This window comes from Tanticharoenia sakaeratensis NBRC 103193, assembly GCF_000963885.1.
In the GTDB taxonomy this organism is placed as follows: Bacteria; Pseudomonadota; Alphaproteobacteria; order Acetobacterales; family Acetobacteraceae; genus Tanticharoenia; species Tanticharoenia sakaeratensis.
Genome location: NZ_BALE01000010.1, coordinates 134739 through 158514 on the forward strand (window position 1 = coordinate 134739; position 23776 = coordinate 158514).

The window sequence follows — 23776 nt, forward strand, 5'->3', positions numbered from 1 at the left end:
TTGAGAATACGCCCGCTGGCACGGGCCCGCTCGACACAGGATTCTCATGACCGCACGCTCGATCGCACACACTCTCTCAGCAACCGGCCGCCTGCGCCGCTTTGCGCCGTTCGTCAGCGTGCTGGCGATGGCCGCGTGCGTGAGCGCGTGCTCGAGCGCCCGCGATCCCGACAGCCTGACGCGTCCGCGCAATCACCTGATCGGCGAGGATCGCGGTGCGACCGGCGGCGACGATCAGCTTCAGGGTGGCGTGAATGCCTATCTGTGGCGCGGTGCGCTCGACACGCTGTCCTTCATGCCGTTCGCGTCCGCCGATGCGGTGGGTGGCGTGATCCTGACTGACTGGTACCAGCCGCCGGCCAGCCAGAACGAGCGCTTCAAGATCGCGGCTTATATTCTCGATCGCCGGCTGCGCTCCGATGCGCTGCGCGTTTCGATCTTCCGTCAGGTTCGCCAGGGCGATGACTGGGTCGACACGCCCGTCTCGGCCAGCACGACGTCGGACATCACCACCCGTATCCTCGCCCGTGCCCGTCAGCTTCGCGCCGACAACGGCAACCGCGACTGATCCCGACCAGCGTTTTTCCGGAGCACCCGACCGTCGTCATGTCCGAGACCGGCCCCGTTACCTATGATTTCACTCTGGCCGAGCCTCGCTGGCAGACGGCCTGGGCCGATGCGCGTGCCTTCTCCGCGCCTGACGTGCCGGAGCCGGGACGTCCCAAATGCTACGTTCTGGAGATGTTTCCCTATCCGTCCGGCCAGCTTCACATGGGCCACGTGCGGAACTATGCGCTCGGCGATGTCGTGGCACGATACAAGCGCGCGCAGGGCTTTCAGGTGCTGCACCCTATGGGGTGGGACGCATTCGGCCTCCCGGCCGAAAATGCGGCGCGCGAGCGTGGCGTCCATCCGGGCACCTGGACGATGGACAACATCGCGGCCATGCGCACGACGCTGAAGCAGCTTGGCTTCTCGTTCGACTGGGACCGTGAGATCGCAACCTGCCTGCCGGAATATTACGGCAAGCAGCAGAAGCTGTTCGTGGACATGTATCGCGCGGGCCTGGTCGAGCGTCGCCAGTCCGCCGTGAACTGGGACCCCGTGGACAACACCGTGCTCGCCAACGAGCAGGTGGTCGACGGTCGCGGCTGGCGCTCGGGTGCGCTCATCGAGAAGAAGCTGCTGTCGCAGTGGTTCCTCGCCATCACGAAGTTCGCGGGCCCGCTCCGCGATGCGCTGGCAACGCTGGATCGCTGGCCGGAACGCGTGCGGATCATGCAGGAGCGCTGGATCGGCCGTTCGGAAGGTGCGCGTGTGCGGTTCCCGCTGGTGTCGCCCCCGGAACCCTTCGATGCCGATCTGGATGCCGTCGAAGTGTATACGACGCGCCCGGACACGCTATTCGGCATGAGTTTCGTGGCCATCGCCGCCGACCATCCGCTGGCGCAGAAAGTGGGCGTGCGCAATCCTGATGCGCAGGCCTTCATCGAGGAATGCCGCCGCCTCGGCACGTCGGAAGAGGCGATCGAAGCTGCGGAAAAGCGGGGCTTCGATACGGGCCTGCGTGTCGCCAATCCGTTCGATCCGGAGCGTCAGAGCCCGGTCTGGATCGCGAATTTCGTGCTGTCGGAATATGGCACCGGCGCCGTGTTCGGCTGCCCGTGTGGCGATCAGCGCGATCTGGATTTCGCGCGCAAATATGGATTGCCGGTTCCGGTGGTCGTGCTCCCGCAGGGCGAGGACGCCGAGACGTTCACGATCGGCGCCACGGCCACGACAGGTGCCGGCACGCTGATCAATTCGGGCTTTCTGGACGGGCTGGCGACCACGGATGGCAAGCGGGCTGCAATCGAGCGGCTCGAAGCCATGGGTGTTGGCCGCGGCGTCGTGAACTGGCGTCTGCGTGACTGGGGCGTTTCCCGTCAGCGCTACTGGGGATGCCCGATCCCGTTCGTGCATTGCGAGAGCTGCGGCGTGGTCCCCGTGCCGGACGATCAGCTCCCGGTCGTCCTGCCCGAAGACGTTCGGTTCGATCGGCCCGGCAATCCGCTGGATCATCATCCGACATGGAAACATGTCGCCTGCCCGCAATGCGGCGCGGCGGCCGTTCGCGAGACCGACACGTTCGACACCTTCGTCGACAGCTCGTGGTATTTCGCGCGCTTCACGGCGCCGCATGCCGATGCGCCCACCGTGCCGGCCGCAGCAAACGGGTGGCTGCCGGTCGACCAGTACATCGGCGGTGTCGAGCACGCGATCCTGCATCTGCTCTATGCCCGTTTCTTTACCCGTGCCATGGCCGAGACCGGTCATTTCGCGGTCGAGGAACCGTTCGCCGGGCTGTTCACCCAAGGCATGGTCACGCACGAAAGCTACCGCGACCAGAGCGGCTGGCTCTATCCGGACGAGATCGAGCGCCGTGCTGATGGCGCGTTCCGCCGCGATACCGGTGCGGTCGTCGAGATCGGCCGGTCCGAGAAGATGTCCAAGTCCCGCCGCAACACGGTCTCGCCGGTTGCGATCATCGAGCGTTTCGGCGCCGATACCGCGCGGTGGTTCGTCCTGTCGGACAGCCCGCCCGAGCGCGACATGGAATGGACGGAAGCCGGCGTCGCTGCGGCCGCCCGCTTCGGACAGCGCCTTTATCGTGTCGTCACGGCCGTGGCGGCCAGCCCGTCCGTATCCGATGACGGGACGATCAGTCCGGCTGCCGAGGCTTTGCTGCGCGCCACGCACCGCACGATCGCCGCGGTCACGTCGGCACTCGACGACATGACGCCCAACGTGGCGGTGGCGCGACTGCATGAACTGACATCGAGCCTTGCCGAGGCGGAACGCGCCGAGGGGGCGGGGCTCGATGCGGCGCGCCGCGAAGCCGCCCGCACGTTGTGCCTGCTGGTGGCACCCATGATGCCGCATCTGGCGGAAGACATGCTGGCCCTGATCGAGCCGGGTGGCCCGATGGCTGTTGCACGGCCGTGGCCCAAGGCCGAGGAGAAGTGGCTTGCGGTGACGCAGGTGACGCTCGGCGTGCAGGTCGGCGGCAAGCTGCGCGGCACGATCGAAGTGGCGCCTGACAGCCCGGCCGAGACGGTCCTGTCCCTGGCGGAAGCAGCGGTTGCTCATGCGATCGACGGGCGGCGCATCGTCAAGCGCGTGCATGTGCCGAACCGAATCGTCAATTTCGTCGTGGCAGGGTGAAACCGATGCGGGCGCTGCGCTGGTTCGGACTTCTGGCGCCCCTCGGGCTTGCGGGCTGCGGATTCCAGCCGCTCTATGGACATCAGGGCGCGACGCGTCCCGATGTCGCCAGCGAACTGACGCGCGTCTATGTCGCGAACATTCCCAACCGCTACGGCCAGGAACTGAGGCTCGCCCTTCAGCAGGAGCTGGGCGGCGCGTCTCAGACCGAACCGGACGGATATACCTTGCAGGTCTCGTCGTCGGCCTCGGAACAGGCGATCGACATTCACAGTGACAACACCTCCGGGCGCATGCGCGTGGAAGGTCATGCGCACTGGTCCCTGTTCTCGGTATCGCCCAGTCCGGCCCTGCTGGCGCAAGGCGACGCGGTCACACTGGACGGTTACTCGCCGACATTCGAACAGTTGTTCGCCCAGACACTTGATGACGAAAACGTCCAGAAGCGGGTGGCCGAAACGCTCGCGGGCACGATCCGCCAGCAAGTCGCCATCTGGATCAGCTCGCACGTGAAGCCGCCGGTCGAAACGCCGTCCGGTGCGCCGGGTTATGTCGATCCGACGGCGCTTCCGACGGCCAATGGCCCGCCGGTCGAGAAGGCCGGCCCGGACGGGTTCCCTGCGTCGGCGACCGGGCGGCTCGATCCGTCGCAGAACGGCGACGACCAGTAAGTCTTTCATGAAGATCGATGCCCGCTCGGCTGCGCGCACGCTTGAACAGGCCGGAAAATGGCGGGCCATCGTGCTCTATGGCGATGATCATGGACTGATCCGCGAGCGCGCGCAGGCGGCGGTGCGCGTCGTTGCGGAATCGCTGGACGATGCGTTCCGTGTCGTGGCGCTCGAGCGCGAGCAGCATGTCCGGCTTGAGGAAGAGACGCAGGCACTCTCCCTGATCGGCGGACGTCGCGTCGTCTGGTTGCGCGACGGCAATGACGCCATCGTGCCGATGCTCAAGCGCGTCCTGGATCAGGACAGCGACACGCTGATCGTGGTGGAAGCCCCGGGCCTGATGTCACGCGCGAAGCTGCGCGCACTGGCCGATCAGGCGTCGTCCATCGCCAGCATCGGCTGCTATCCCGAGGAGGGACGGAACCTCTCTGCGTCCGTTACCGCCATGCTCTCGGAACGTCGTGTGCGGATCGATCGCGATGCGCTCGACTGGCTGACCGGTCGGTTAAGCCCGGACCGTGCGATGGTGCGCGCCGAGATCGAGAAACTCGTGCTGTATGCCGGTGAAGGCGGAACGCTGGATCTGGATGCTGTCACCGAAATCGTGGCCGATGCCGGTGCTGCGTCCCTGGATGATGCGATCTGGGGTGCGCTGTCCGGCGATCGGGCGGGCGCAGATCGTGCGCTCGAACGCGCACTGGCGGACGGGGTCAATCCCGTAGCGGTCGCGCGGGCCATGCTGGGCGCGCTGGGCCGTCTCCAGCGGGTCAGGGCAGGGATGGACATGGGGCAGTCCCGGGGCGACGCCATCAAGGCGCTGCGTCCGCCGGTCTTCTTCAAACGCCTGGCGGCTTTCGAACGTGCGCTCGAACGATGGTCCGCCGCCGCATTACTCCGTGCACTGCGCCGGACGCAGGCGTTCGAACTGGCATGCAAACAGACCGGTGCTGCCGACATGGCGCTGTGCCGCCGCCATATCGCGGAGATTGCGGCGGCCCGCCGCTCTGCATGAACATGGTTCCAGGCATGATGTGGTCGGCGAGGGCTGCATGAATGCGGCTGCCGACCAACGTCGGGAAGGACAAACCTTTTCGGGGTGCGGCAAGGCAAGGGTGCAAGCGACAAGATCGCGATCGCCGACGATGCAGGATCGGTCCCGTAGCCAGGCGCTGCAGAGACTGGCGCCGTATCGCGGCGTCCGGCACGCGACGATCTCCATAGTTTGCGGCCCGGCTGCCCGCACGCATATCACGGTCCACGTGCATACGCGCCCGACAGTCCCGGGATCGCCTGTCATCGAGCGCGATCGTTCGCGTATCCTGGGTGCAGGGTTTATCCTGCCGATGTGCCAGCGAGGATGCAGATGTTTACGCTCCGGATCGATGACCTGTCAGGCGATCAGACACGCGATCTCCTGAGACTCCATCTCGAGGGGATGCACGCGAACTCGCCACCGGGCAGCGTTTTCGCACTCGATCTGTCCGGATTGCAGATGCCGGAGGTCACCGTATGGACGGCGTGGCATGGCGACAGGATTGCCGCCGTCGGTGCGCTGAAAATGCTGCCGGATGGCGATGCGGAGGTGAAGTCGATGCGCACACATCCTGATTTCATCCGCAGAGGCGCCGGAGCACGAATTCTCGAAGCGATCATCTTTCATGCACAGGCGCGCGGCGTACGCCGCCTGAGTCTGGAAACCGGAAGCGGTGCAGCATTCGAACCGGCGCTTGCCCTGTATAGAAAGCGCGGTTTTCACAACGGTGACGCGTTTTCTTCGTACCAGAAGAGCGAGTTCAACCAGTTCCTGCATCTCCCGCTCGCATGAAGCATGTGTCTTTTGGCTACGCCGGGTGCGAGGATCAGCGCTCGCAAGCCCGGTAACGTCATCCAGTCTGTCGCCCTTGCAGGACTGTCATCACGCATCCGTGAGGCAACCCGCTCTCCTGACCGCGTTTGTCTCAGCACGTCGGCCCGCCCGGCAACATTCTGACAGATAGCGACCAGGACCAGCCCCATGAGTGATGACCAGACCCCCGACACCCGTAATCCGGCCGAGCCGCAGGCGTCGTCCGGGCGGCGTTCCGTTCTGACGGGTGCGACCCTCGGGCTGGCCGGCATGGTGGCAGGCGGTCGTGTATCGAGCGCACAGGCCGAAGGGAATCCTGCGGGAAGTCCGGCAGCGCCGATCGCCGATCCGCGCACGCTCTATCCTCATGCCCCGTTCGAGTCCCAGCCGCAGGAGTGGCCCGGTCTCCAGTCGCGCATGCATCCGCGTCCCGATTGTGGCGAGACGAGCTATCACGGCAGCGGCCGGATGGCGGGCCGCCGTGCGCTGATTACCGGCGGCGATTCCGGCCTTGGCCGATCGGCTGCAATCGCATTCGCGCGGGAAGGAGCCGATGTCGCGATCAACTATCTGCCGCAGGAAGAAGAAGACGCGCGCGAGGTGATCGCCCTGATCCGCAAGGCAGGACGCAAGGCCGTGGCGCTGCCGGGTGACATTCGCTCCGAGGCCTTTTGCCAGAAGCTGGTTGCCGATGCCGTCGCCGGCCTGGGCGGTCTCGACACGCTCGTGAACTGCGCCGGGCGCCAGCATTATCATGAGAGCATTCTCGACCTGTCGACCGAGGATTTCGACTGGACGCTGAAGACCAATCTCTACGCGCTGTTCTGGATCACCAAGGCCGCCGTGCCGCACCTGAAGCCGGGCAGTTCGATCGTGAATACGGCATCGTCCAATGCCTACAGCCCGTCGCAGATCATCGTCGATTACAGCATCACGAAGGCTGGCATCGCCAACCTGACCAAGAGCTTGGCAAAGCAGCTTCTGTCGAAGGGCATCCGGGTCAATGCTGTGGCACCGGGTCCGTTCTGGACGCCTTTGCAGGTTTGCGGCGGGCAGCCGATGTCGGCTGTCGAGAAATACGGCACGACCGTTCCTTTCGATCGCCCTGGCCAGCCGGCTGAGATTGCGCCGGTCTATGTGACGCTGGCGTCCACGGATGGCAGCTACATCACGGGGCAGGTTTACGGCATCACCGGCGGCACCGGCGTGCCGGGCTGATTTCGTGACATTGCATTGCTTCGCCTGCACGGCCGGCGAAGCAGATATGCATTAACTGAGTGTAATCCGGCGGAAAGGAAGGGCGTAAAAGGCGGTCAGAAAAGGAGTTGTTCATCATGAACGTGCACGTCTCCACACACACCGCCCGTGAAGCCTTCCGCGCCGAGCCCCACAAATTGCTGATGGGCACCTGCATCGCAGGCGCGACGCTGTTCTGGGGCGTCGCCCTCTGGGTCGGCTATTTCTGAATACGCGCCGTCAGCGCCGCCTTGAGGCGTCTGCCGTCATCTGACGCAGCACCCCAGGCGGTATTGTCGAAAATGCACCAGACAGGTGCATCGAGTTTCTCGATCCGGTTTGCGAGCGCGGCGATGAAGGCATCGTCGTAAGCGGAGACATAGATTTCCGGCGCGCCATGCAGCCGGATGTAATGCAGTGGCGCATTACTGGAGGTGCGGTTTATTACGGGAATGACTGCTGGGTCCGCATCCACCCGCGCGACCTGATAATCCCGAAGCAGATCTTCAGCGGCGTCGGACGCCCAGCTTGGATGACGCGGCTCGCAGGCCAGCGCGCCATCGAATTGTGCGCGCAGCGTCTCCATAAAATGCGCCACGCGATGATGGTCGAAGACAAGTCGCGGAGGGAGCTGGATCAGCAGCGGCCCGAGCTTTTGTCTAAGGCCGGTCACGCCATCCAGAAAGGCTGCGATCAGCTCATCCGTATCCGCGAGCTTGTGCTCATGCGTGATCGTCCGCGGGAACTTGACCGAAAACCGGAAGGTCTCCGGCACTGTGTCTGCCCATCGCACGTAGGTGGTGCGGCGATGTGGCCGATAGAATGAGGAGTTGATTTCCACCGTGTCGAACAGCGCGGCGTACCGCTCGAGGTGGCTGCCCTCGGCAGGATACAGATCGGCATGCCGCGGCGGAATGCTCCAGCCCGCCGTGCCGATCCGTATATCCATGCCGGGATCCTTCAGAAGCGCTGGGAAATTCCCGTATAGATCGTCCGGCGCAGACCCCACTGCGGGGCGCCGACACCGATGCCTGACCCGGTGCGCAGTTCATAGCGTTTGTCGAACAGGTTGATCACGTCAAGCCGGAGCTGCGTGCGCTTGAGGAAGGACAGGTGGAACAGGTCCTTGAACGACTGCACGGCGCTGAGGTTGAACGTCTCGTATTGCGGCACGGAAATGCCGTTCGGGACCGCACCGTCGGCCCGCAGGCCGCTGCCATACACCATCGTGCCGGAGACGCGTAGCGAATGGCCGGTCTTGTGGAAGAAGCTGTAGGCCGCGCCCGCCGAAGCCGTCCAGCGCTGGTCGTGATCGAGATGGATCCAGCGATGCTGGATGTAGGCCAGATCATCCGGATCGAAATTCCACTGGGCCGACGTGATGTCCTTGCCGATCGCGCGTGACCACGCGGCATTCCCGTAGAGCGACCAAGGCCCATGATCGTAGGTCGTCGAGAATTCGTAACCGTGGACCTGCCCGCGTCGATAGTTGAACGCGGACAGAATGACCGGGGAGCCGAACTGGCCTTCATCGATCAGGTTATGCGCCAGCTTCAAATAGGCATCGAACGAGGCGTGCCAGCCGGGCAGGATTTCCTGTGCGATGCCGCCGTCGAAATAGTGGTCGCGCTCTGCCTTGACCGGAGAGTCCTGCAACGTGCCCGGTGCGGCCGAGGTGTTCGCGAAAGCCGCAAGTGACGTGCCGCCAACCTGTTCGAACGGCGGCGGTGTCAGATAGCGGGAATAACCGGCATGCAACGCGCCGCCGCGCCAGGGCATGTAGACCACATTGATGCGCGGGCTCAACTGCTGTGCGTGCGTATATTCCGAGACGCCGTCGTAGCGCAGGCCGTAATTGATGATGAAGTTGTGGGTGACGTGCCACTCATCCTGCGCGTACAGGCCCCAAATCCAGCCGGTCAGCCCGCTGCCCTGATGGATGGTCGTGGGCGTCGTGGAGTAGACCGGATTGCCGTCGCCATCGTCACCGATCTCCGAGAAAACCGTGGAATCGGTCTTCGAGATATTGCGCTCGATGAAGGCCTGTCCACCGAAGCGGATCGTGTGGTCGTGGCTGACGTGCCAGGTGAAATCCGTCTGGTTTCCTGACGAGAACACGCCGCGTTCCGCCCGTTGCGCGATGCCGTTATAGACCAGATCGCCGACCGGATCGGGCGAATAGCCAAGGCTGCTGTAGCGCACGAAGGCGGACGTCTGGAGGTTGATGACGCCCAGCTCCTTTTCGAGCGAGAGGATGCCGAAATCCGTGATTTCCTTCTGGCGCTCGTTCAGGCTCGCGCTGTCGACGCTGCCGTAAAGCTGCTGGGACAGCGAGCTGCCGAGATAGGAGGAATCCGCGAACTGCCTTTGCTGACCGGGATTGTTCGGAAGCTGGTATTCGGCGTTCGAAACGCCTGCGATCAGGCTGACGCGGGTCGTGTCATTGGCCGTGTAACGGACATGGCCCAGAAAATGATACTGGTTCGACAGGTCATGGATCGCATTGAAGCTCGATGTCGGGTTTTCGATGCCGACGCGGTCATGCACGAAGTCGCCCGTCGCGAAGAAATCCCATTTTCCATGCGAAAAGCCGTATTGAAGCGACGGGAAGAAGTAATCCCTCGCACCGCCATAGATCGACAGATCGCCGCCCGGGTTCGTTGTCCCGTTCTTCGTCGTGATGTCGATGACGGCGGCCTGGTCGAAGCCGTATTCGCTGGGAAGGGCGCCCGTCGTCAGGGACATGTTATTGGCGAAACGCGTCATGAGCGCCTGTCCGAAGACGGTCAGGCCTTCCGGAAGCTGAACGCCGTCCAGGCGGAACTGCACCTCGTTATGGTCGCCGCGCACGTGGATCTGGCCATAGCTGTCCTGCGCGACACCCGGCGCCTGCAGTAGGATCTGGTTGAGCGGGGCGTTGTCGCCCTGCGGCACGGTATCGATGCCCTGACGGGAAAACGAAAAGACGGTGGCGCCGGTATTGGGCTGCAGGCCTACCCGTTCCGCATCGAGATGCGCCGTGACGACGACCTGTTCCGGCTGGGCTGCAGTCTGACCGCCCTTCGTTGCGCTGGGAGTGCCTGCCGTCCGGATAGCCGTGACGTTGGCCTGATCGGTTGCGATCCTGTGCAGCTTCGTGCGGGCTTCCTGTTCGGCCGGTGTGGAAACGCCGAACGACGCGGTCTGCGCATAAGCCGCACTCGTGGTCCCGCAGAGCAACAATGTCGCTGTGAACCGCGAGGGACGCGAGAAGAGACGATAGAGCATGACAGTCCTGACCGATGCGAAAACGAAGCAAGTGGCGGGACGATATTTGCTACGTTATAACATTGCAATGGCAGGAAAGCCGTCGATCGTCATCGTGGACTGCATGGTGTGGCGGCAGGGTCACACTGCCGCCACACGTCAGGTCCGCGAAATTCCGTTCAGACCTGGGTTGGTGCGCCGGTCTGGCCGGTGGCTGTTCCTTCGGGCGTTGCGTGGTCAACGGCGGCCGGAAGAAGTTCGGCCAGCGCCGGCATGATGACGGCAGCCGGGAGACCGGTTTTCGAGACGATCTGCTGGACCTGCTGGTCGCTGAGCAGGGAACGGATTTCATCCACGGAAATCGGCAGGTTTTCGCCATTGCCGATCCAGGAGCGCACCTTGTCCTCGAGCCCGCTGCTGCGGGCCTGATTGATGAGCATCTGGAGGCCTTCGCCCTGCAGCATGTTGCCGAGCGAACCGCCGACCTGCTCGCCGGCCTGGTTGCCCAGCGCACCCATCGCCTTGTTCATCAGGCCGCCCAGAAATCCGCTCATCGTCCGCTCTCCGTGTTCTCTGTCAGGTCAGGCGCTCTGACGCGCCGGGGCCTGAAGCTGCGGGACCTCGACGTCGATTTCAAGGAGCGAACATCCGGTTGACCGGTCGACCTTGATCTGCACCTTGTCCTGATCCACGGAGACGTGGCGCGCGATGACCTCGAGAATCTCGCGGTGCAGCTTGGCGATCAGTTCCGAATCTCCGGTATCGCCGTGACGCTCATGCGCCAGCAGGATCTGCAGCCGGTCGCGTGCGACCGCGCCGGAATTGCGCTTGGCAAAGAGATTGGTGAGAAAGCTCATGCGACCCTCTTCTTGAACAGCCAGTCGAAGAGGCCGCGCTTCTCGACCGGCACGCTCACATCGATCTTCTCGCCCTCGAGCCGGCGTGCCGCCTCGAAATAGGCGCGTGCGGGTGCGCTGTCCGGGTGCGCGAGCGTGACCGGCGAACCGATGTTGGACGCGCGCAGCACGTCCTCGCTCTCGGGAATGATGCCGAGCAACGGAATCGACAGGATTTCCAGCACGTCCTCGGTCCGCAGCATCTCGCCACGGGCCGCACGGGCCGGATCGTAGCGCGTGAGAAGGAGGTGCTTCTCCATCTTCTCGCCGCGTTTGGCGCGCTCGGTCGTGCTGTCGAGCAGGCCGATGATGCGGTCGCTGTCCCGCACGGAGCTGACTTCGGGATTGGTGACCACCACGGCCTGGTCGGCGTGATACATCGCAAGTTGCGCGCCGCGCTCGATGCCGGCCGGGCTGTCGCAGACCACCCAGTCGAATTTCTCGCGCAGCTCGTCCATCACGCGCGCCACGCCGTCGGCGGTCAGCGCATCCTTGTCGCGTGTCTGCGAGGCGGGGAGGATCGACAGCGTCTCGCAGCGCTTGTCGCGGATCAGCGCCTGAGCGAGCTTCGCATCGCCCTGAACGACGTTGATCAGGTCGAACACCACGCGGCGCTCGGCCCCCATGACGAGATCGAGATTGCGCAGGCCTACGTCGAAATCGACGACCACCACGTTCTGGCCGCTCTGGGCAAGGGCAGCGCCGAGGGCAGCAGTCGACGTGGTCTTGCCCACACCGCCCTTACCCGAAGTTACAACCAGAACCTTCGCCATCTGCGCTCCAAAAAAAACCTGCGTCCACGCCCGCGCGACTCGTCGCGGGAAGATGGAGAGACTTTAAGGATCGTTCGGCGGACTTCGCAATCGTGAAATGGTTGCGTCAAAGTATTCTTTTTAAGGCAGTTTCCGCACGATCAGGTTTTCGCCTTCGAGAAGCGCCTGTGCCGGGTGTCCCAGAACTTCGTCCCCGATGTCCTCGGCGGTCATGTAATAGCCGTCGATCGCCAGCAGTTCGGTGCGCATGTCGCGGGCGAAAATGCGGGATTCCGGATGGCCGCCGAAGCCTGCGATCGCCCGCCCGCGCAGGCTGCCGTGTACATGGATCGAGCCCGAGGAGACGATCTCGGCGCCTGAGGAGACGCTGCCGATCACGATCACGTCGCCTTCCAGATGAACGATGCTCTGGCCCGAGCGCACCGGCTGTTCGACCACGAGCGGAACCGGATGTGCAGGTGCCGTGGCCGCAGGCACGTCCGCGATCGCGGCATCCGGCACGTCCGTCTCCGGAATGTCGATGGCGCCCGATGCCCGGCCGCCGCCCAGCGCATCCGGCCAGTCCCAGTCCGCAAGCTGGGTCCATTCGCGCGTGCAGCCCTCGATCCCGATTACGCGGATGTCGCGTGCGACAAGCGCCGGCAGGAGCTCGGCAAGCCCTTCGTCGTCGGGATCGAGCAGGCTCAGATCGAGAATGATCGGCTTGCCCGCAAGGAATGCGGCCGAGCGTGCGATCTGGGCGTCGAGACCCGCGAGCCAGGCAGTCAGAGGACGTTCCGGCGACAGCACGAGGGCCAGGAACGAGCGGCCGCGTGCGCGGATCCGCACGGGGGCGGGCGGCACGTCCGCAGCCGGCGTCTCGTGTGTCGAAGGCGGCTGCGCGGGAGCCTCGGGCCCGTCCGGCGAGGGCGCGTTCGACGGCGACGCATGCGGCGTGGATGCGTTCGATGGGGGCGCGTTGGACAAGGCGGCTCGGACTTTCCGGGAACAATAAGGACTGTGTTCGTTACCTACAGGGTGCGATTTGGACTGTCGAGCAGCACGCGCGGAGCCTCGATCCTGGGGCCTTGTTGCGCGGATGAGCGATGATAGATTGCGCGCATGAGGATCCTCCATCACCTGCCGCTGTCGCCGCAATGCCGCCAGGTCCGCCTGGCCCTGGGCGAGAAACGCCTGCCTTATGAACCGCTGACCGAACGCGTCTGGGAACGCCGCGAGGAGTTCCTCGCGCTGAATCCGGCCGGCGAAGTGCCGCTCCTGGTCGAGGAAAACGGCCTGCTGATCCCCGGCGCCGGTGTCATCTGCGAATATCTCGAGGATGCCTATCCCGACACGCCGCTGCTCGGCCGGACGCTGGCCGAACGCGTGGAAGTGCGCCGGCTCATGGCCTGGTTCGAAGGCAAGTTCACGCAGGAAGTCTCGCGCAACCTGCTGGGCGAGAAAGTGGACAAGCGACTGTCCGGCCGCGGCAATCCCGACGGCGGCGCGCTGCGGGCAGGATATGCGAACATCCGCTTTCATCTTGACTACATCGGATGGCTTGCCGAGCACCGCACATGGCTTGCCGGCAACATGCTCTCGCTCGCCGATTTTGCCGCCGCCGCCCATCTGTCCTGTCTCGACTTCATCGGCGACATCGACTGGTCGAAGGCGCCGGCGGTGAAGGACTGGTATGCGCGGGTGAAGTCGCGGCCGTGTTTTCGTGCCGTCCTGAACGACCGGATCAGCGGCTTCACGCCGCCCGATCATTACGCCGATCTCGACTTCTGAAAACGCCCGCTTCAGACAGGGGTGACATGATGCCCGATCGCTGCGATGTGGTCGTGATCGGCGCAGGTGCTGCCGGTATGATGGCGGCAGCCCGTGCAGGGCAGCGCGGGCGCGCGACCGTCCTTCTGGATCATGCGCCCGAGCCGGGACGCAAGATCCTGATTTCCGGCGGCGGGCGGTGCAATTTCACGCATCTCGACGCCAGTGCCGAGCGGTTCCTGTCCGAAAACAGGCATTTCGCCCGCTCGGCGCTCGCCGGCTACACGCCGCGCGATTTCCTTGCCCTGGTCGAACGCCACCGCATCGCCTGGCATGAAAAGACGCCGGGACAACTGTTCTGCGATAACTCGGCGCGCGACATCGTCGCGATGTTGCAGGCAGAGTGCGATGCCGCAGGCGTTGCCTGCCACTGGCCGGTATCGGTCTCGGTCGTGACGGTGGAGCACGGACGAGGTACGCGCTTTCGCGTCGTGACCGATCGCGGCGCAATGGCATGCGCATCGGTCGTGCTTGCGACCGGTGGCCTTGCCATCCCCAAGCTCGGGGCGACCGATTTCGCGCTGCGCACCGCGCGGCAGTTCGGCCTTGGGATCGTGGAAACCGCGCCGGCCCTCGTCCCGCTGACGGATGCGAATGCGGATGCGTCCCTTGCGGGCGTATCGCTGTCGGCGCGCGCCAGCATCGGCAAGATCGGGTTCGCGGATGGGCTCGTCTTCACACATCGGGGACTGTCCGGTCCGGCGATCCTGCAGATCTCGTCCTACTGGCGTCAGGATGACATCATGCTGGACCTCCTGCCCGGACGCGACGCGTTTGCAGCCCTGCGGGAGGCACGATCGGCGCGCCCCCGCGCGCAGGCCGCCTCTGTTCTGCACGGTCTGGTTCCTGCGCGTCTGGCTGCGAAGCTCGCGGGGGAACTGGCCTTGCCGGACGTGACTGCGGGCAATCTACCCGACCGCGTCCTGCGCGTGATCGCCCAGCGGCTGTCCGCCTTCGTCTATCGACCCGGCGGGACGGAGGGCTATGCCAAGGCCGAGGTGATGCGCGGCGGGATAGATACGCGCGATCTCGACCAGAAGACGCTGGAGGCGCGCAACGTCCCCGGCCTGTTCTGTGTAGGCGAGGCCGTGGACGTTACCGGCTGGCTCGGCGGCTACAATTTCCAGTGGGCGTGGGCCAGCGGTCACGCGGCCGGGATGGCAGCCTAGGAAACCGACCGGGACGTATGCGTTGCACTTTCCATCGGAACTGACATTCGATGGAGAACGGTCATGGGCAAGCTCGACGGGAAGAAGGTCGCGGTTCTGGCAACGGACGGCGTCGAGGAGATCGAATACAACGAACCGGTCAAGGCGCTGCACGCCGCGGGCGCACAGGTGACACTGGTATCGATCGAGTCCGGCCAGATCCAGGCCATGAATGCGGACGTCAAGCCGGCATCCAGGCTCGAGGTCGGCGCACGAGCGCGAGACCTGCGATCGAACGGGTTCGCGGCACTGGTGCTGCCGGGCGGGACAACCAATCCGGACAAGCTGCGGATGGACGACGATGTCGTTGAGTTCGTGAAGGGCTTCGTCAGCGAGCGCAAGCCGATTGCCGCCATCTGTCATGGCGCCTGGACGCTCATCAATGCCGGCGGTGTCTCGGGACATACGATGACGTCATGGCCCTCGCTGCGGGTGGACCTTGAAAACGCGGGTGCCACCTGGGTCGATCAGGAAGCGGTCCAGCACGGAACACTGCTCACGTCGCGCAATCCGCACGATCTCCCGGCATTCTGCCAGGCGCTGATCCCGCACGTTCTGGGCGAACGCGCAGGCTGATCCCGCGCGCACTGCAACAGCGGGAAACAGTTCCTGACTTGCCTTAAATCCGCGCCCATGCGGTGAGTGGAGACACGCACCGGTGTCCTTCATTTTCACCGTATGAGGCCTGCTTGACCGCCATTCTTTCGATTCATCCCACTACCGACATTCATCCGACGGCCGTCATTGCCGAGGGCGCGTGGATCGGGGAGGGGACATCGATCGGCCCTTACAGCGTCATAGGCCCCGACGTGCGCATTGGCGCGGGCAATCGGATCGGCCCGCATGTCGTGATCGATGGCGTGACCGAGATCGGGGATGGCAACCAGATCTTCCAGTTCGCATCCGTCGGTGCTGCGCCGCAGGATCTGAAATGGCATGGCGAGCGAACAAGACTGGTCATCGGCCACCGCAACATCATCCGCGAAAACGCCACCATTCATCCGGGCACCATCCAGGGCGGCGGCGAAACGGTCATCGGCGACGACAATCTGCTGATGGTGTCGAGCCACGTCGCGCATGACTGCAGGCTCGGCAATCACGTCCATCTGGTGAACGGTGCCACACTCGCCGGCCATATCGAGATCGGCGATTACGCCATCCTCAGCGGCCTGTGCGCCGTGCATCAGCACGCACGGATCGGGCGTCACGCCTTCATTGCAGGTGGCGCCATGGTAGCGCAGGACGTGCCGCCGTTCTGTCTCGTGCAGGGGGATCGCGCGCGTCTGGTCGCGCTGAACGATGTCGGCCTGCGCCGCGCCGGCTTCGTCGAAGCCGATGTCCTGGCACTGCGGCGCGTGTTCCGCGCCCTGTTCAAATCGGGTCTCGATCGCGCAGCCCGGATCGAAGCCGCGCGGGCCGAAGCCGATCGGGCGCATTGTGCCGCGGGACACGAATTGATCGAGTTCGTTGTGGCATCGCGACGCGGGCTTGTTGCCGCCTGACATTACGGTATGCGCGTCAGCCGATAGGCGCGCGGGCTGCAGGCGCAACATCCGGGCCGCCGCACGACCGAAACGTTCCCGCCATTGTCCTGCCTTTTTCGCGGGCGAGTGCTGGTCAGCTGCGGCGGCGGAACCGCCGTGACCGCGGTCCGTTCTGCCGTTTCAAGACCGAATGATCAGGAGCGCCTTCCATGCCGTTATTTCTCGACAGTTCGCGTGTTCGCACGACGGGCCGCGCAGCGCGCGCGGTTGCGACTGTCGCATCCATGCTGGCCCTTGCAGGCTGTGTCGGCACGGCGGCCCCGGGGCCGGTTCCGCCCGGCACGCCGGTGACCGGCCTGGGCTATACCTGCAAGGCCGGAATCTACACCTGCAAGATGCCCTACAAGGTTCCGCTGGGCGCGTCCTGCAGCTGCCCGGGGCTTGGTGCCGCATCCTACGGGAACGTTCATCTGCCATAGCGGCCTGATTCCGGGTGCGGCGAGCGGGCGCGCCCGGACCGCTTTTGTTCTATCATCTCGCTCATGATGCCTGATTCTCTTATTCCCTGGCTGATCACCGGCTTCGCCGTCATCGCGGCCATTCTGGCCTGGCTGCGCGGCGGTGATCGCGGCGGCGCGCAGAAGCTTGCGGCCTTGAGCCAGACGCTTGAACGGGACGCCTATGCGCGGGCGGGCGAAATACAGCGCCTGCATGCCCAGAATGCGGAACAGACACGCGCGCTGCACGAGCATGTCGAGCGCGGGCAGATCGATGTGCTCGACCGTCTTGCGGCGCAGACCCATCGCCAGACCGTCGATCAGGCCGAGGCGCGGGTGGGACAGGCCAACGCCCTGCGCGAGATGGCGCAGGAGAACGGCCGCCAGCTCGCCCTGATCCGTGAGGCGGTGCAGGAACAGCTTCACAGCGCGGTCGAGAAACAGATGCAGACGTCGTTCCAGCGTGTGCTGGAGCAGTTCTCTGCCATGCAGAAGGCGCTCGGCGAAGTCACGGCGGTGACGGCGCAGATCGGCGACCTCAAGCGCCTGTTCAGTAACGTCAAGGCGCGAGGCGGGTGGGGGGAGGCCCAGCTCCGCGCCCTGCTGGACGATGTGCTGCCCGAAGGCGCCTATGACAGTAATTTCCGGGTGGGCGATGGCGGCGAGGTCGTGGAGTTCGCGGTCGTCATGCCGATGCGCGGCGGGCTGAAGCCGCGTCTTGCCATCGATTCGAAATTTCCGACCGAAGCCTACGAGCGTCTTCTGGATGCCGCCGAACGCGGCGATGCGGACGGTGAGCGAACCAACCGGCGCCTGCTGGAAGGCCAGGTCCGGCTGGAAGCACGCAAGATCGCCGAGAAATACATCCGCCCGCCCGTAACCGTCGAGTTCGCGGTGCTTTATCTGCCGACCGATGGCCTTTACGCGGAAATCGCGCGTGCCCCCGGCCTGATCGACGAGATCGGGCGCCTGCAGCGCGTGATCGTGATGGGACCGTCTCTCATCCCGGCTCTCCTGCGCACGGTTCACCTGGGTTATGTTACATTGGCGCTGGAAGACCGGACGGATGCGATTGCGCGTCTGCTGGGTCTGACGCGACAGGAAATGCTGCGGATGGACGGGGTTCTGGACAAGCTGGCGCGGCAGACAGGCACCCTGTCCGGCACGATCGACGAGGCCCGGCGGCGCACACGCGTGCTGGGCAGACGCCTGCGTGCGCTCGATCCCGACGATCAGGGCGAGGCAGAGCCGGACGGCGCATTCGATGCGCCGGGCAGCACATCGTGATGCTGCGGCGCCCGGATGGCCTTCGTTTGAAGCCGAATTTAATGGGCGCGTTGAAGCGCCTCGGCCATTCATGGCGACATGGACGACACACCCCTCAACGAGGCGACGGACGGCGCGCCGGACGCCATGCCTAGCGTCCTGTTTGTCGAGGATGATGAACGCTTTGCAGGCGAAGTCGGCGAGGAGCTGACCGCGCGGGGCTTTTCCGTCCACCTTGAACATACGGGACCGGCCGGTCTCGCCGCCGCGCGCGCGAGCCAGTACGATCTGATGATTGTCGACCGCATGCTGCCGGAACTGGACGGTCTCAGCATCATCGAGACCCTTCGCGCCCAGAACATTTACACGCCCGTCCTCGTCCTGTCGGCGCTGTCCGCAGTGGACGATCGCGTGAGCGGCCTGAAGGCCGGTGGCGACGATTATCTCACCAAGCCCTTCGCGATGGAGGAGCTGGCCGCGCGTCTCGAGGCGCTGATGCGGCGACCGAACGATACGCGCGCCACGATGCTGCGCGTCGGGCCGATCGAGATGGACCTGATCGAGCGCAGCGTCCGCCGGGACGGTCGCGACATCGACCTGTTGCCGCGCGAATTCCGGCTTCTGGAATACCTGATGCGCAGGCCCAATCGCGTGCTGACGCGCACGATGCTGCTGGAAGACGTCTGGAACTACCGGTTCATTCCGCAGACCAACCTGGTGGACGTGCACATCGGCAAGCTCCGCCGCAAGATCGACGGGCCGGGCGAAACCCCGCTGATCCAGAGCATTCGCGGCGCGGGGTTCATGTTGCGTGTGGCGGACTGATCTTTTTCGTACCGCGACCTTCCGGCTGACGCTGGCGGTCGTGGGCGCCATGGTCGGCGCGATGGTGCTGCAGTTCGGCCTCGTCTACGTCCAGATGACGCATTTCGAGGAGCGACGCTCCAACGACCTGCTTCAGCGCGAGGCGGGGATCCTGCTGCGCGATCCGCCCGCGCGCCTTCTGAATGCGGTCAACGAACGCACGGCGGGCAATCTGCGCGTCGTCATCAACGGAGCTGCCGTCTTCGACTCCGGCTTTCATTATATAGCCGGTGACCTCAGGACCTGGCCCGAAGGGCTGGTGATCGACGGCGAAGTGCATCAGCTCACCGTCCATCCGCCGGATGACGACCCCTACGACATGCGGTTTCTGGCGGTCCGTGCGCCGGGCGACCGGATTCTCGTGCTCGCGCGCTCGCTGCACATGCTGGACGAACTGCGCTACATGACGCGCCGTGCCGTCTGGATCTCGGTCGTCCCGATCGTCGCCTTCTCGCTGATGACCGGCATCATCCTGAGCCATCGCGCCCTCTCCCGGGTCGGCGAGATGCATGAGGCGATCGAGCGCATCATGGGCGGGGACCTGCACGAGCGTCTGCCCGCCGGGCGAGGGCGCGACGAACTGGAGCGCCTCGCGGGCTCGGTCAACCGGATGCTCGATCGACTCGAACACCTGCTTGACGAGATCAGGGACGTCGGCAACGACATCGCGCACGATCTGCGCACGCCGCTGACGCGCGCGCGTGCCCGGATGGAACGTGCGCTCGCCCGACCGGCCGACAGCGTGACGCTCGGGCAGGCGCTGGCGCAGGCCCAGAGCGATCTCGATCAGTGCTTCTCCATCATCACAGCCCTCCTGCGGATCGGTGAAATCGAGAACGGGAGGCGCCGGGCCGGCTTCGGCCCCGTTTCCCTCCCTGATCTGGTGGCCGATATCGTCGATCTTTATGATCCGATCGCCGAGACTGAGGGGCTGGTCCTGCTGGATCAGGTCAATGGAGCGTCGCTCGGTTCAGCCGACAGGCTGGTCGTCTATGGCGATCGCGATTTGTTGATCGAAGTGCTGGCCAACCTGATCGACAACGCAATCAAGTTCACGCCAGCCGGGGGAACCGTCGGAATTGCGGCCGAGCGTCGCAGCGACCGGGTCCTGTTGCGCGTCTTCGATACGGGGATCGGGATTGCCGAAGGCGAGCGAGGCGCCGTGCTGGGACGCTTCTATCGTTCCGACAAGAGCAGGCACGTTCCCGGCAGCGGACTGGGGTTAAGCCTCGTTTCGGCGATCCTGCGCCTGCATGACGCGCGGCTTGCGATCGACGCCCAGAGCGGCCGCACCGAGAACCCGGGAACAGTGTTCGAGATTGCATTCCCCGCAGTGGGCAATTTACAGTCGTCGGGCGAAATCCGGCCCGAAAATCCGAGCCTCCCGACGACCCGAACGCCGGTCGCCTCCTGACCTTAAATCTAAATTTCGTTGTCGTGGCCCCGCTGAGCGGTATGGCTGCACGTAACGAAAAGGGGGCTTTCCTTGATGACGTTTGAGGCCATACGCCACGACCGCGCAGCCGCCGTGCCGGTTTGCGGCCGCCACACGGGCAGGACACGCGCCCGCTCATGAACCAGGTTGTCGTTACCGCGCTCAAGCGGCCCTACACGTTCGTCGTTCTTGCCATCGTCATCCTGATCTTCGGAATCAGGGGCATCATCACGACCCCGACCGACGTCTTTCCGAATATCCGGATCCCCGTCGTCGCTGCCGTCTGGTCCTATACCGGCCTGATGCCCGACGACATGTCGGGCCGCATGGTCTACTATTACGAGCGCTCGCTGACCGCGACGGTCAGCAACATCGAGCACATCGAGAGCGGCTCGTATTATGGCCGCGGCATCGTCAAGATCTTCTTCCAGCCCGGCACCAACACGGCGGTCGCGCAGACGCAGATCACTTCGGTCTCCCAGACCGTCATCAAGCAGATGCCGACCGGTGCCACGCCGCCGCTGATCCTGACGCTCGATGCCTCCTCGGTTCCGGTCCTGACCCTTCAGGTCGACAATCCGAGCATGAGCGGGTCCGACATCTACAACATGGCGTCGAACCTGATCCGGCCGGAGCTGGTCTCGGTCGCAGGTGCGGCCATTCCGAACCCATACGGCGGTCTCGCACCGGACATCATGGTCGATATCGACCCGATCAAGCTGCTCGCGCACAAGCTCTCGCCGGTCGACGTCGCAAGCGCCCTGAACCGCCAGAACATCGTGCTGCCGGCCGGTGACCAGAAGATCGGTCCTTACGACTGGATGGTGCGCACCAACTCCGCGCCGATCGATCTGTCCGTCTTCAACAAAATGCCGGTCAAGCAGGTCGGCAACTCGGTGATCTATCTGCGTGACGTCGCCTGGGTACATCCGGGCGGGCCGCCGCAGATGAACGCCGTGCTGGTGCGCGGTCATCAGGCCGTCCTGATCGTCATTCTGAAAAGCGGTGATGCGTCCACGCTGGACGTCGTCTCCGGCGTCAAGAAGCTGCTGCCGCAGGTCGAGGCGACACTGCCTGCCGGCACCACGATGAAAGTGCTGACCGACGCGTCGGGCTTCGTGATCGACTCGGTCGAGGACGTCGTTCAGGAAATGGTCACGGCGGCCATCCTGACCAGCCTCGTGGTCCTCCTGTTCCTCGGTTCGTGGCGTTCGACGATCATCGTCGCAACCTCGATCCCGCTCGCCATCCTCTGCTCGGTGATCGGCCTCGGAATTGCGGGACAGTCGATCAACGTCATGACGCTCGGCGGCCTCGCGCTGGCCGTCGGTATTCTCGTCGACGACGCGACCGTCATGATCGAGAACATCGATGCCCATCTGGAGATGGACAAGGATCTCGAGACGGCGATCATCGACGCCGCCAACCAGATCGTCATCCCGACCTTCGTGTCCACGACCTGCATCTGCATCGTGTGGCTGCCGCTGTTCGAACTGACGGGTATTTCCGGCTGGCTGTTCATGCCGATGGCCGAAGCCATCATCTTCGCGATGATCGCGTCCTTCATCCTGTCGCGCACACTGGTGCCGACCATGGCCAACTGGATGCTCGCGGCGCAGGTCGCAGCCCATCGCGATCCCGAGCGCCACAACCGCAAGCCGGGTTTCTTCGGCCGGTTCCAGCGCGGTTTCGAGCGTCGCTTCACGGTATTCCGCGAGCGCTATCAGGAGGTGCTCATCGGCCTGATCGCGATCCGCGGGCGCTTCGTCATGCTGTTCCTGCTCGCCGCCGTCTGTTCGCTGGGGCTGCTGTTCTTCGTGGGCGAGGACTTCTTCCCCGAAATTCGCTCCGGCACGCTGCAGATGCACATGCGTGCACCTCCGGGCACCCGTATCGAGGAAGCCGGCAAGATCGCCGGGCTCGTGGATGCGAAGATCGAGCAGATCCTCCCGGGCAAGGTCGAGCAGATCGTCAACAACTGCGGCCTGCCGTTCAGCCAGCTGAACCAGGCCTATATCCCGACGCCGACCACCGGCAGTCAGGATTGCGACGTCACGATCTCGCTCAAGGATGACGCGAGCCCCACGGCGGAATATCGCCAGGAGGTGCGTCGCGGTCTGATCGATGCGTTCCCCGGCACCATCTTCACGTTCCAGCCCGCGGACCTGACCGCGAAGATCCTGAACTTCGGCCTGCCGTCGCCGCTGGACGTCCAGATCGTCGGGCGCAACCTGAGCGGCAACTATGCTTTCGCGACGCGTCTGGCCCAGCGCCTGCGTGAGACGACCGGCGTTACCGACGTCAGTATCGAAGAGCCGATGTCGCAGCCGACGATCCTGGTGAACAACCGGCGTACTTTCGCGCTTGGCACCGGTATTACGGAACAGAACGTCGCGCAGAACGCGCTCGTCACGCTGTCGGGATCGGCGCAGGTCGGTCAGACCTACTATCTGAACGCGGCCGGCACCTCGCAGCTGATCGACGTCCAGACGCCGGCCAATTTCCTTCAGACCATGAACGACCTCGAGATCGTTCCGGTCGACAAGGGCGACAACAACCCGACGGGCCAGAATCCGCAGCTGCTGGGCGGTCTCGCCGCGTTCGAACCCACGGGCACGCCGGGCGAGGTCGCGCATTACAACATCATGCCGGTCTTCGACGTGTATGCCGCCAACGAAGGCATGGACCTCGGCACGGTCTCGCGCGCCGTCCAGAAGATCGTCGACGAGATGCGTCCGGGCCTGCCGCATGGATCGACGATGATCCTGCGCGGCCAGGCGACGACGATGAATGACGCCTACTTCCAGCTGATCGTCGGCCTCGCGATGTCGATCACGCTCGTTTACCTCATCATCGTCGTGAACTTTCAGTCGTGGCTGGATCCGTTCGTGATCATCATGGCCCTGCCGGGCGCGCTCGGCGGCATTTCGTGGAGCCTGTTCCTGACCCACACCGCGCTGTCGGTGCCGGCTCTGACAGGCGCCATCATGTGCATGGGAACGGCGACCGCCAACGCGATCCTGGTCGTGGCCTTCGCACGCGAGCGGCTGGATCACCATGGCGACGTCATCAAGGCCGCGATCGAGAGCGGGTACGAGCGTATCCGCCCGGTCCTGATGACCGCGCTTGCGATGATCATCGGGATGATCCCGATGTCGATCAGCAACTCGGACAACGCACCGCTCGGCAAGGCGGTCATCGGCGGCCTGCTGGTGGCGACGGTCGCGACCTTGCTGTTCGTGCCCTGCGTGTTCGCATTGATGCATTACAGGAAGCCGCACGACGGCGCCCCAGAACAAGGTATACAGGGAGACCACGCATGAGCGGTCACGACAGCCGGG

Annotated in this window: 22 protein-coding genes; 16 read left to right on the plus strand and 6 right to left on the minus strand. The window is 64.5% G+C overall.

Annotation, left to right across the window (positions count from 1 at the left end; all coding sequences use genetic code 11):
- The first annotated feature begins 46 nt into the window (after positions 1 to 46).
- The 7 genes from B8446_RS04490 (at position 47) to B8446_RS16700 (ending at position 7187) form a co-directional block, all read left to right on the plus strand.
- Entirely contained in the window at positions 47 to 568 is a 522-nt protein-coding gene (locus B8446_RS04490) for a DUF3576 domain-containing protein (protein ID WP_048847646.1), read from the plus strand.
- 38 nt (positions 569 to 606) lie between these two features.
- The gene (gene leuS, locus B8446_RS04495; protein ID WP_048847648.1) at positions 607 to 3204 is read left to right on the plus strand and encodes a leucine--tRNA ligase; all 2598 of its coding nucleotides are present in this window, start codon (positions 607 to 609) and stop codon (positions 3202 to 3204) included.
- 5 nt (positions 3205 to 3209) lie between these two features.
- Positions 3210 to 3875 carry a lipoprotein gene (locus B8446_RS04500; protein ID WP_048847650.1) on the plus strand — a complete coding sequence of 222 codons (666 nt, stop codon included), beginning with the start codon at positions 3210 to 3212 and terminating at the stop codon, positions 3873 to 3875.
- A gap of 7 nt (positions 3876 to 3882) precedes the next feature.
- Positions 3883 to 4887: a DNA polymerase III subunit delta gene (gene holA / locus B8446_RS04505; protein WP_048847652.1), complete on the plus strand. Its 1005-nt coding sequence runs from the start codon at positions 3883 to 3885 to the stop codon at positions 4885 to 4887.
- A 351-nt stretch (positions 4888 to 5238) separates the two neighbouring features.
- On the plus strand, positions 5239 to 5700 hold the full coding sequence (locus B8446_RS04510) for a GNAT family N-acetyltransferase (RefSeq protein ID WP_048848030.1): 462 nt from the start codon (positions 5239 to 5241) through the stop codon (positions 5698 to 5700).
- A gap of 189 nt (positions 5701 to 5889) precedes the next feature.
- Positions 5890 to 6939, plus strand: coding sequence for an SDR family oxidoreductase (locus B8446_RS04515; RefSeq protein ID WP_048847654.1), 1050 nt, complete (start codon positions 5890 to 5892; stop codon positions 6937 to 6939).
- Positions 6940 to 7055: 116 nt separating this feature from the next.
- The gene (locus B8446_RS16700; RefSeq protein WP_264921613.1) at positions 7056 to 7187 is read left to right on the plus strand and encodes a hypothetical protein; all 132 of its coding nucleotides are present in this window, start codon (positions 7056 to 7058) and stop codon (positions 7185 to 7187) included.
- On the opposite strand, the gene B8446_RS04520 is transcribed toward B8446_RS16700, so the two are convergent.
- The 6 genes from B8446_RS04520 to minC all read right to left on the minus strand — a co-directional run bounded on the left by B8446_RS04520 (position 7178) and on the right by minC (position 12715).
- Positions 7178 to 7906: a DUF72 domain-containing protein gene (locus B8446_RS04520; RefSeq protein WP_048847657.1), complete on the minus strand. Its 729-nt coding sequence runs from the start codon at positions 7904 to 7906 to the stop codon at positions 7178 to 7180. The genes B8446_RS16700 and B8446_RS04520 overlap by 10 nt on opposite strands.
- A gap of 11 nt (positions 7907 to 7917) precedes the next feature.
- Positions 7918 to 10224, minus strand: a complete 2307-nt coding sequence (locus B8446_RS04525) for a TonB-dependent receptor (protein WP_048847659.1) — start codon at positions 10222 to 10224, stop codon at positions 7918 to 7920.
- Positions 10225 to 10382: 158 nt separating this feature from the next.
- Positions 10383 to 10757, minus strand: coding sequence for a YidB family protein (locus B8446_RS04530; protein WP_048847660.1), 375 nt, complete (start codon positions 10755 to 10757; stop codon positions 10383 to 10385).
- Positions 10758 to 10784: 27 nt separating this feature from the next.
- Positions 10785 to 11060, minus strand: coding sequence for a cell division topological specificity factor MinE (gene minE / locus B8446_RS04535; protein ID WP_048847662.1), 276 nt, complete (start codon positions 11058 to 11060; stop codon positions 10785 to 10787).
- Positions 11057 to 11872 (minus strand): septum site-determining protein MinD, encoded by an 816-nt coding sequence (gene minD, locus B8446_RS04540; protein ID WP_048847664.1) that lies wholly within the window; start codon positions 11870 to 11872, stop codon positions 11057 to 11059. The genes minE and minD overlap by 4 nt, the downstream gene beginning before the upstream one ends.
- Before the next feature lie 120 nt (positions 11873 to 11992).
- A complete protein-coding gene (minC, locus tag B8446_RS04545) occupies positions 11993 to 12715 on the minus strand; it encodes a septum site-determining protein MinC (protein WP_048848032.1) in 723 nt (240 codons plus the stop codon).
- A 258-nt stretch (positions 12716 to 12973) separates the two neighbouring features.
- On the opposite strand from minC, the gene fzlA reads away from it, so the two are divergent.
- From fzlA to B8446_RS04590, 9 genes are all read left to right on the plus strand, one after another.
- A complete protein-coding gene (fzlA, locus tag B8446_RS04550) occupies positions 12974 to 13642 on the plus strand; it encodes an FtsZ-binding protein FzlA (protein ID WP_048847667.1) in 669 nt (222 codons plus the stop codon).
- A gap of 26 nt (positions 13643 to 13668) precedes the next feature.
- Positions 13669 to 14850 (plus strand): BaiN/RdsA family NAD(P)/FAD-dependent oxidoreductase, encoded by a 1182-nt coding sequence (locus B8446_RS04555; RefSeq protein ID WP_048847669.1) that lies wholly within the window; start codon positions 13669 to 13671, stop codon positions 14848 to 14850.
- A gap of 63 nt (positions 14851 to 14913) precedes the next feature.
- Positions 14914 to 15465 (plus strand): type 1 glutamine amidotransferase domain-containing protein, encoded by a 552-nt coding sequence (locus tag B8446_RS04560; protein WP_048847671.1) that lies wholly within the window; start codon positions 14914 to 14916, stop codon positions 15463 to 15465.
- A 113-nt stretch (positions 15466 to 15578) separates the two neighbouring features.
- Complete coding sequence (lpxA, locus tag B8446_RS04565) at positions 15579 to 16391, plus strand: acyl-ACP--UDP-N-acetylglucosamine O-acyltransferase (protein WP_199484044.1); 813 nt, start codon at positions 15579 to 15581, stop codon at positions 16389 to 16391.
- Between the two features lie 191 nt (positions 16392 to 16582).
- Entirely contained in the window at positions 16583 to 16852 is a 270-nt protein-coding gene (locus tag B8446_RS04570) for a hypothetical protein (RefSeq protein ID WP_048847673.1), read from the plus strand.
- Between the two features lie 63 nt (positions 16853 to 16915).
- On the plus strand, positions 16916 to 18157 hold the full coding sequence (locus B8446_RS04575) for a DNA recombination protein RmuC (RefSeq protein WP_048847675.1): 1242 nt from the start codon (positions 16916 to 16918) through the stop codon (positions 18155 to 18157).
- Positions 18158 to 18235: 78 nt separating this feature from the next.
- A complete protein-coding gene (locus tag B8446_RS04580; RefSeq protein ID WP_048847677.1) occupies positions 18236 to 18961 on the plus strand; it encodes a response regulator transcription factor in 726 nt (241 codons plus the stop codon).
- A complete protein-coding gene (locus B8446_RS04585; protein WP_084712073.1) occupies positions 18948 to 20414 on the plus strand; it encodes a sensor histidine kinase in 1467 nt (488 codons plus the stop codon). The genes B8446_RS04580 and B8446_RS04585 overlap by 14 nt, the downstream gene beginning before the upstream one ends.
- A 158-nt stretch (positions 20415 to 20572) precedes the next feature.
- Complete coding sequence (locus B8446_RS04590; protein ID WP_048847678.1) at positions 20573 to 23758, plus strand: efflux RND transporter permease subunit; 3186 nt, start codon at positions 20573 to 20575, stop codon at positions 23756 to 23758.
- Positions 23759 to 23776: the final 18 nt, after the last annotated feature.

Excerpts from the sequence above, each read along its gene's own strand:
- B8446_RS04500 (WP_048847650.1), top strand. The coding sequence starts at position 3,210 with ATGCGGGCGCTGCGCTGGTTCGGACTTCTGGCGCCCCTCGGGCTTGCG.
- B8446_RS04555 (WP_048847669.1), top strand. The coding sequence starts at position 13,669 with ATGATGCCCGATCGCTGCGATGTGGTCGTGATCGGCGCAGGTGCTGCC.
- B8446_RS04520 (WP_048847657.1), bottom strand. The coding sequence starts at position 7,906 with ATGGATATACGGATCGGCACGGCGGGCTGGAGCATTCCGCCGCGGCAT.
- fzlA (WP_048847667.1), top strand. The coding sequence starts at position 12,974 with ATGAGGATCCTCCATCACCTGCCGCTGTCGCCGCAATGCCGCCAGGTC.
- B8446_RS04560 (WP_048847671.1), top strand. The coding sequence starts at position 14,914 with ATGGGCAAGCTCGACGGGAAGAAGGTCGCGGTTCTGGCAACGGACGGC.
- B8446_RS04575 (WP_048847675.1), top strand. The coding sequence starts at position 16,916 with ATGATGCCTGATTCTCTTATTCCCTGGCTGATCACCGGCTTCGCCGTC.
- B8446_RS04510 (WP_048848030.1), top strand. The coding sequence starts at position 5,239 with ATGTTTACGCTCCGGATCGATGACCTGTCAGGCGATCAGACACGCGAT.
- B8446_RS16700 (WP_264921613.1), top strand. The coding sequence starts at position 7,056 with ATGAACGTGCACGTCTCCACACACACCGCCCGTGAAGCCTTCCGCGCC.
- B8446_RS04515 (WP_048847654.1), top strand. The coding sequence starts at position 5,890 with ATGAGTGATGACCAGACCCCCGACACCCGTAATCCGGCCGAGCCGCAG.
- B8446_RS04525 (WP_048847659.1), bottom strand. The coding sequence starts at position 10,224 with ATGCTCTATCGTCTCTTCTCGCGTCCCTCGCGGTTCACAGCGACATTG.
- B8446_RS04570 (WP_048847673.1), top strand. The coding sequence starts at position 16,583 with ATGCCGTTATTTCTCGACAGTTCGCGTGTTCGCACGACGGGCCGCGCA.
- B8446_RS04590 (WP_048847678.1), top strand. The coding sequence starts at position 20,573 with ATGAACCAGGTTGTCGTTACCGCGCTCAAGCGGCCCTACACGTTCGTC.
- holA (WP_048847652.1), top strand. The coding sequence starts at position 3,883 with ATGAAGATCGATGCCCGCTCGGCTGCGCGCACGCTTGAACAGGCCGGA.
- B8446_RS04580 (WP_048847677.1), top strand. The coding sequence starts at position 18,236 with ATGGACGACACACCCCTCAACGAGGCGACGGACGGCGCGCCGGACGCC.
- B8446_RS04530 (WP_048847660.1), bottom strand. The coding sequence starts at position 10,757 with ATGAGCGGATTTCTGGGCGGCCTGATGAACAAGGCGATGGGTGCGCTG.
- minE (WP_048847662.1), bottom strand. The coding sequence starts at position 11,060 with ATGAGCTTTCTCACCAATCTCTTTGCCAAGCGCAATTCCGGCGCGGTC.
- leuS (WP_048847648.1), top strand. The coding sequence starts at position 607 with ATGTCCGAGACCGGCCCCGTTACCTATGATTTCACTCTGGCCGAGCCT.
- minD (WP_048847664.1), bottom strand. The coding sequence starts at position 11,872 with ATGGCGAAGGTTCTGGTTGTAACTTCGGGTAAGGGCGGTGTGGGCAAG.
- B8446_RS04490 (WP_048847646.1), top strand. The coding sequence starts at position 47 with ATGACCGCACGCTCGATCGCACACACTCTCTCAGCAACCGGCCGCCTG.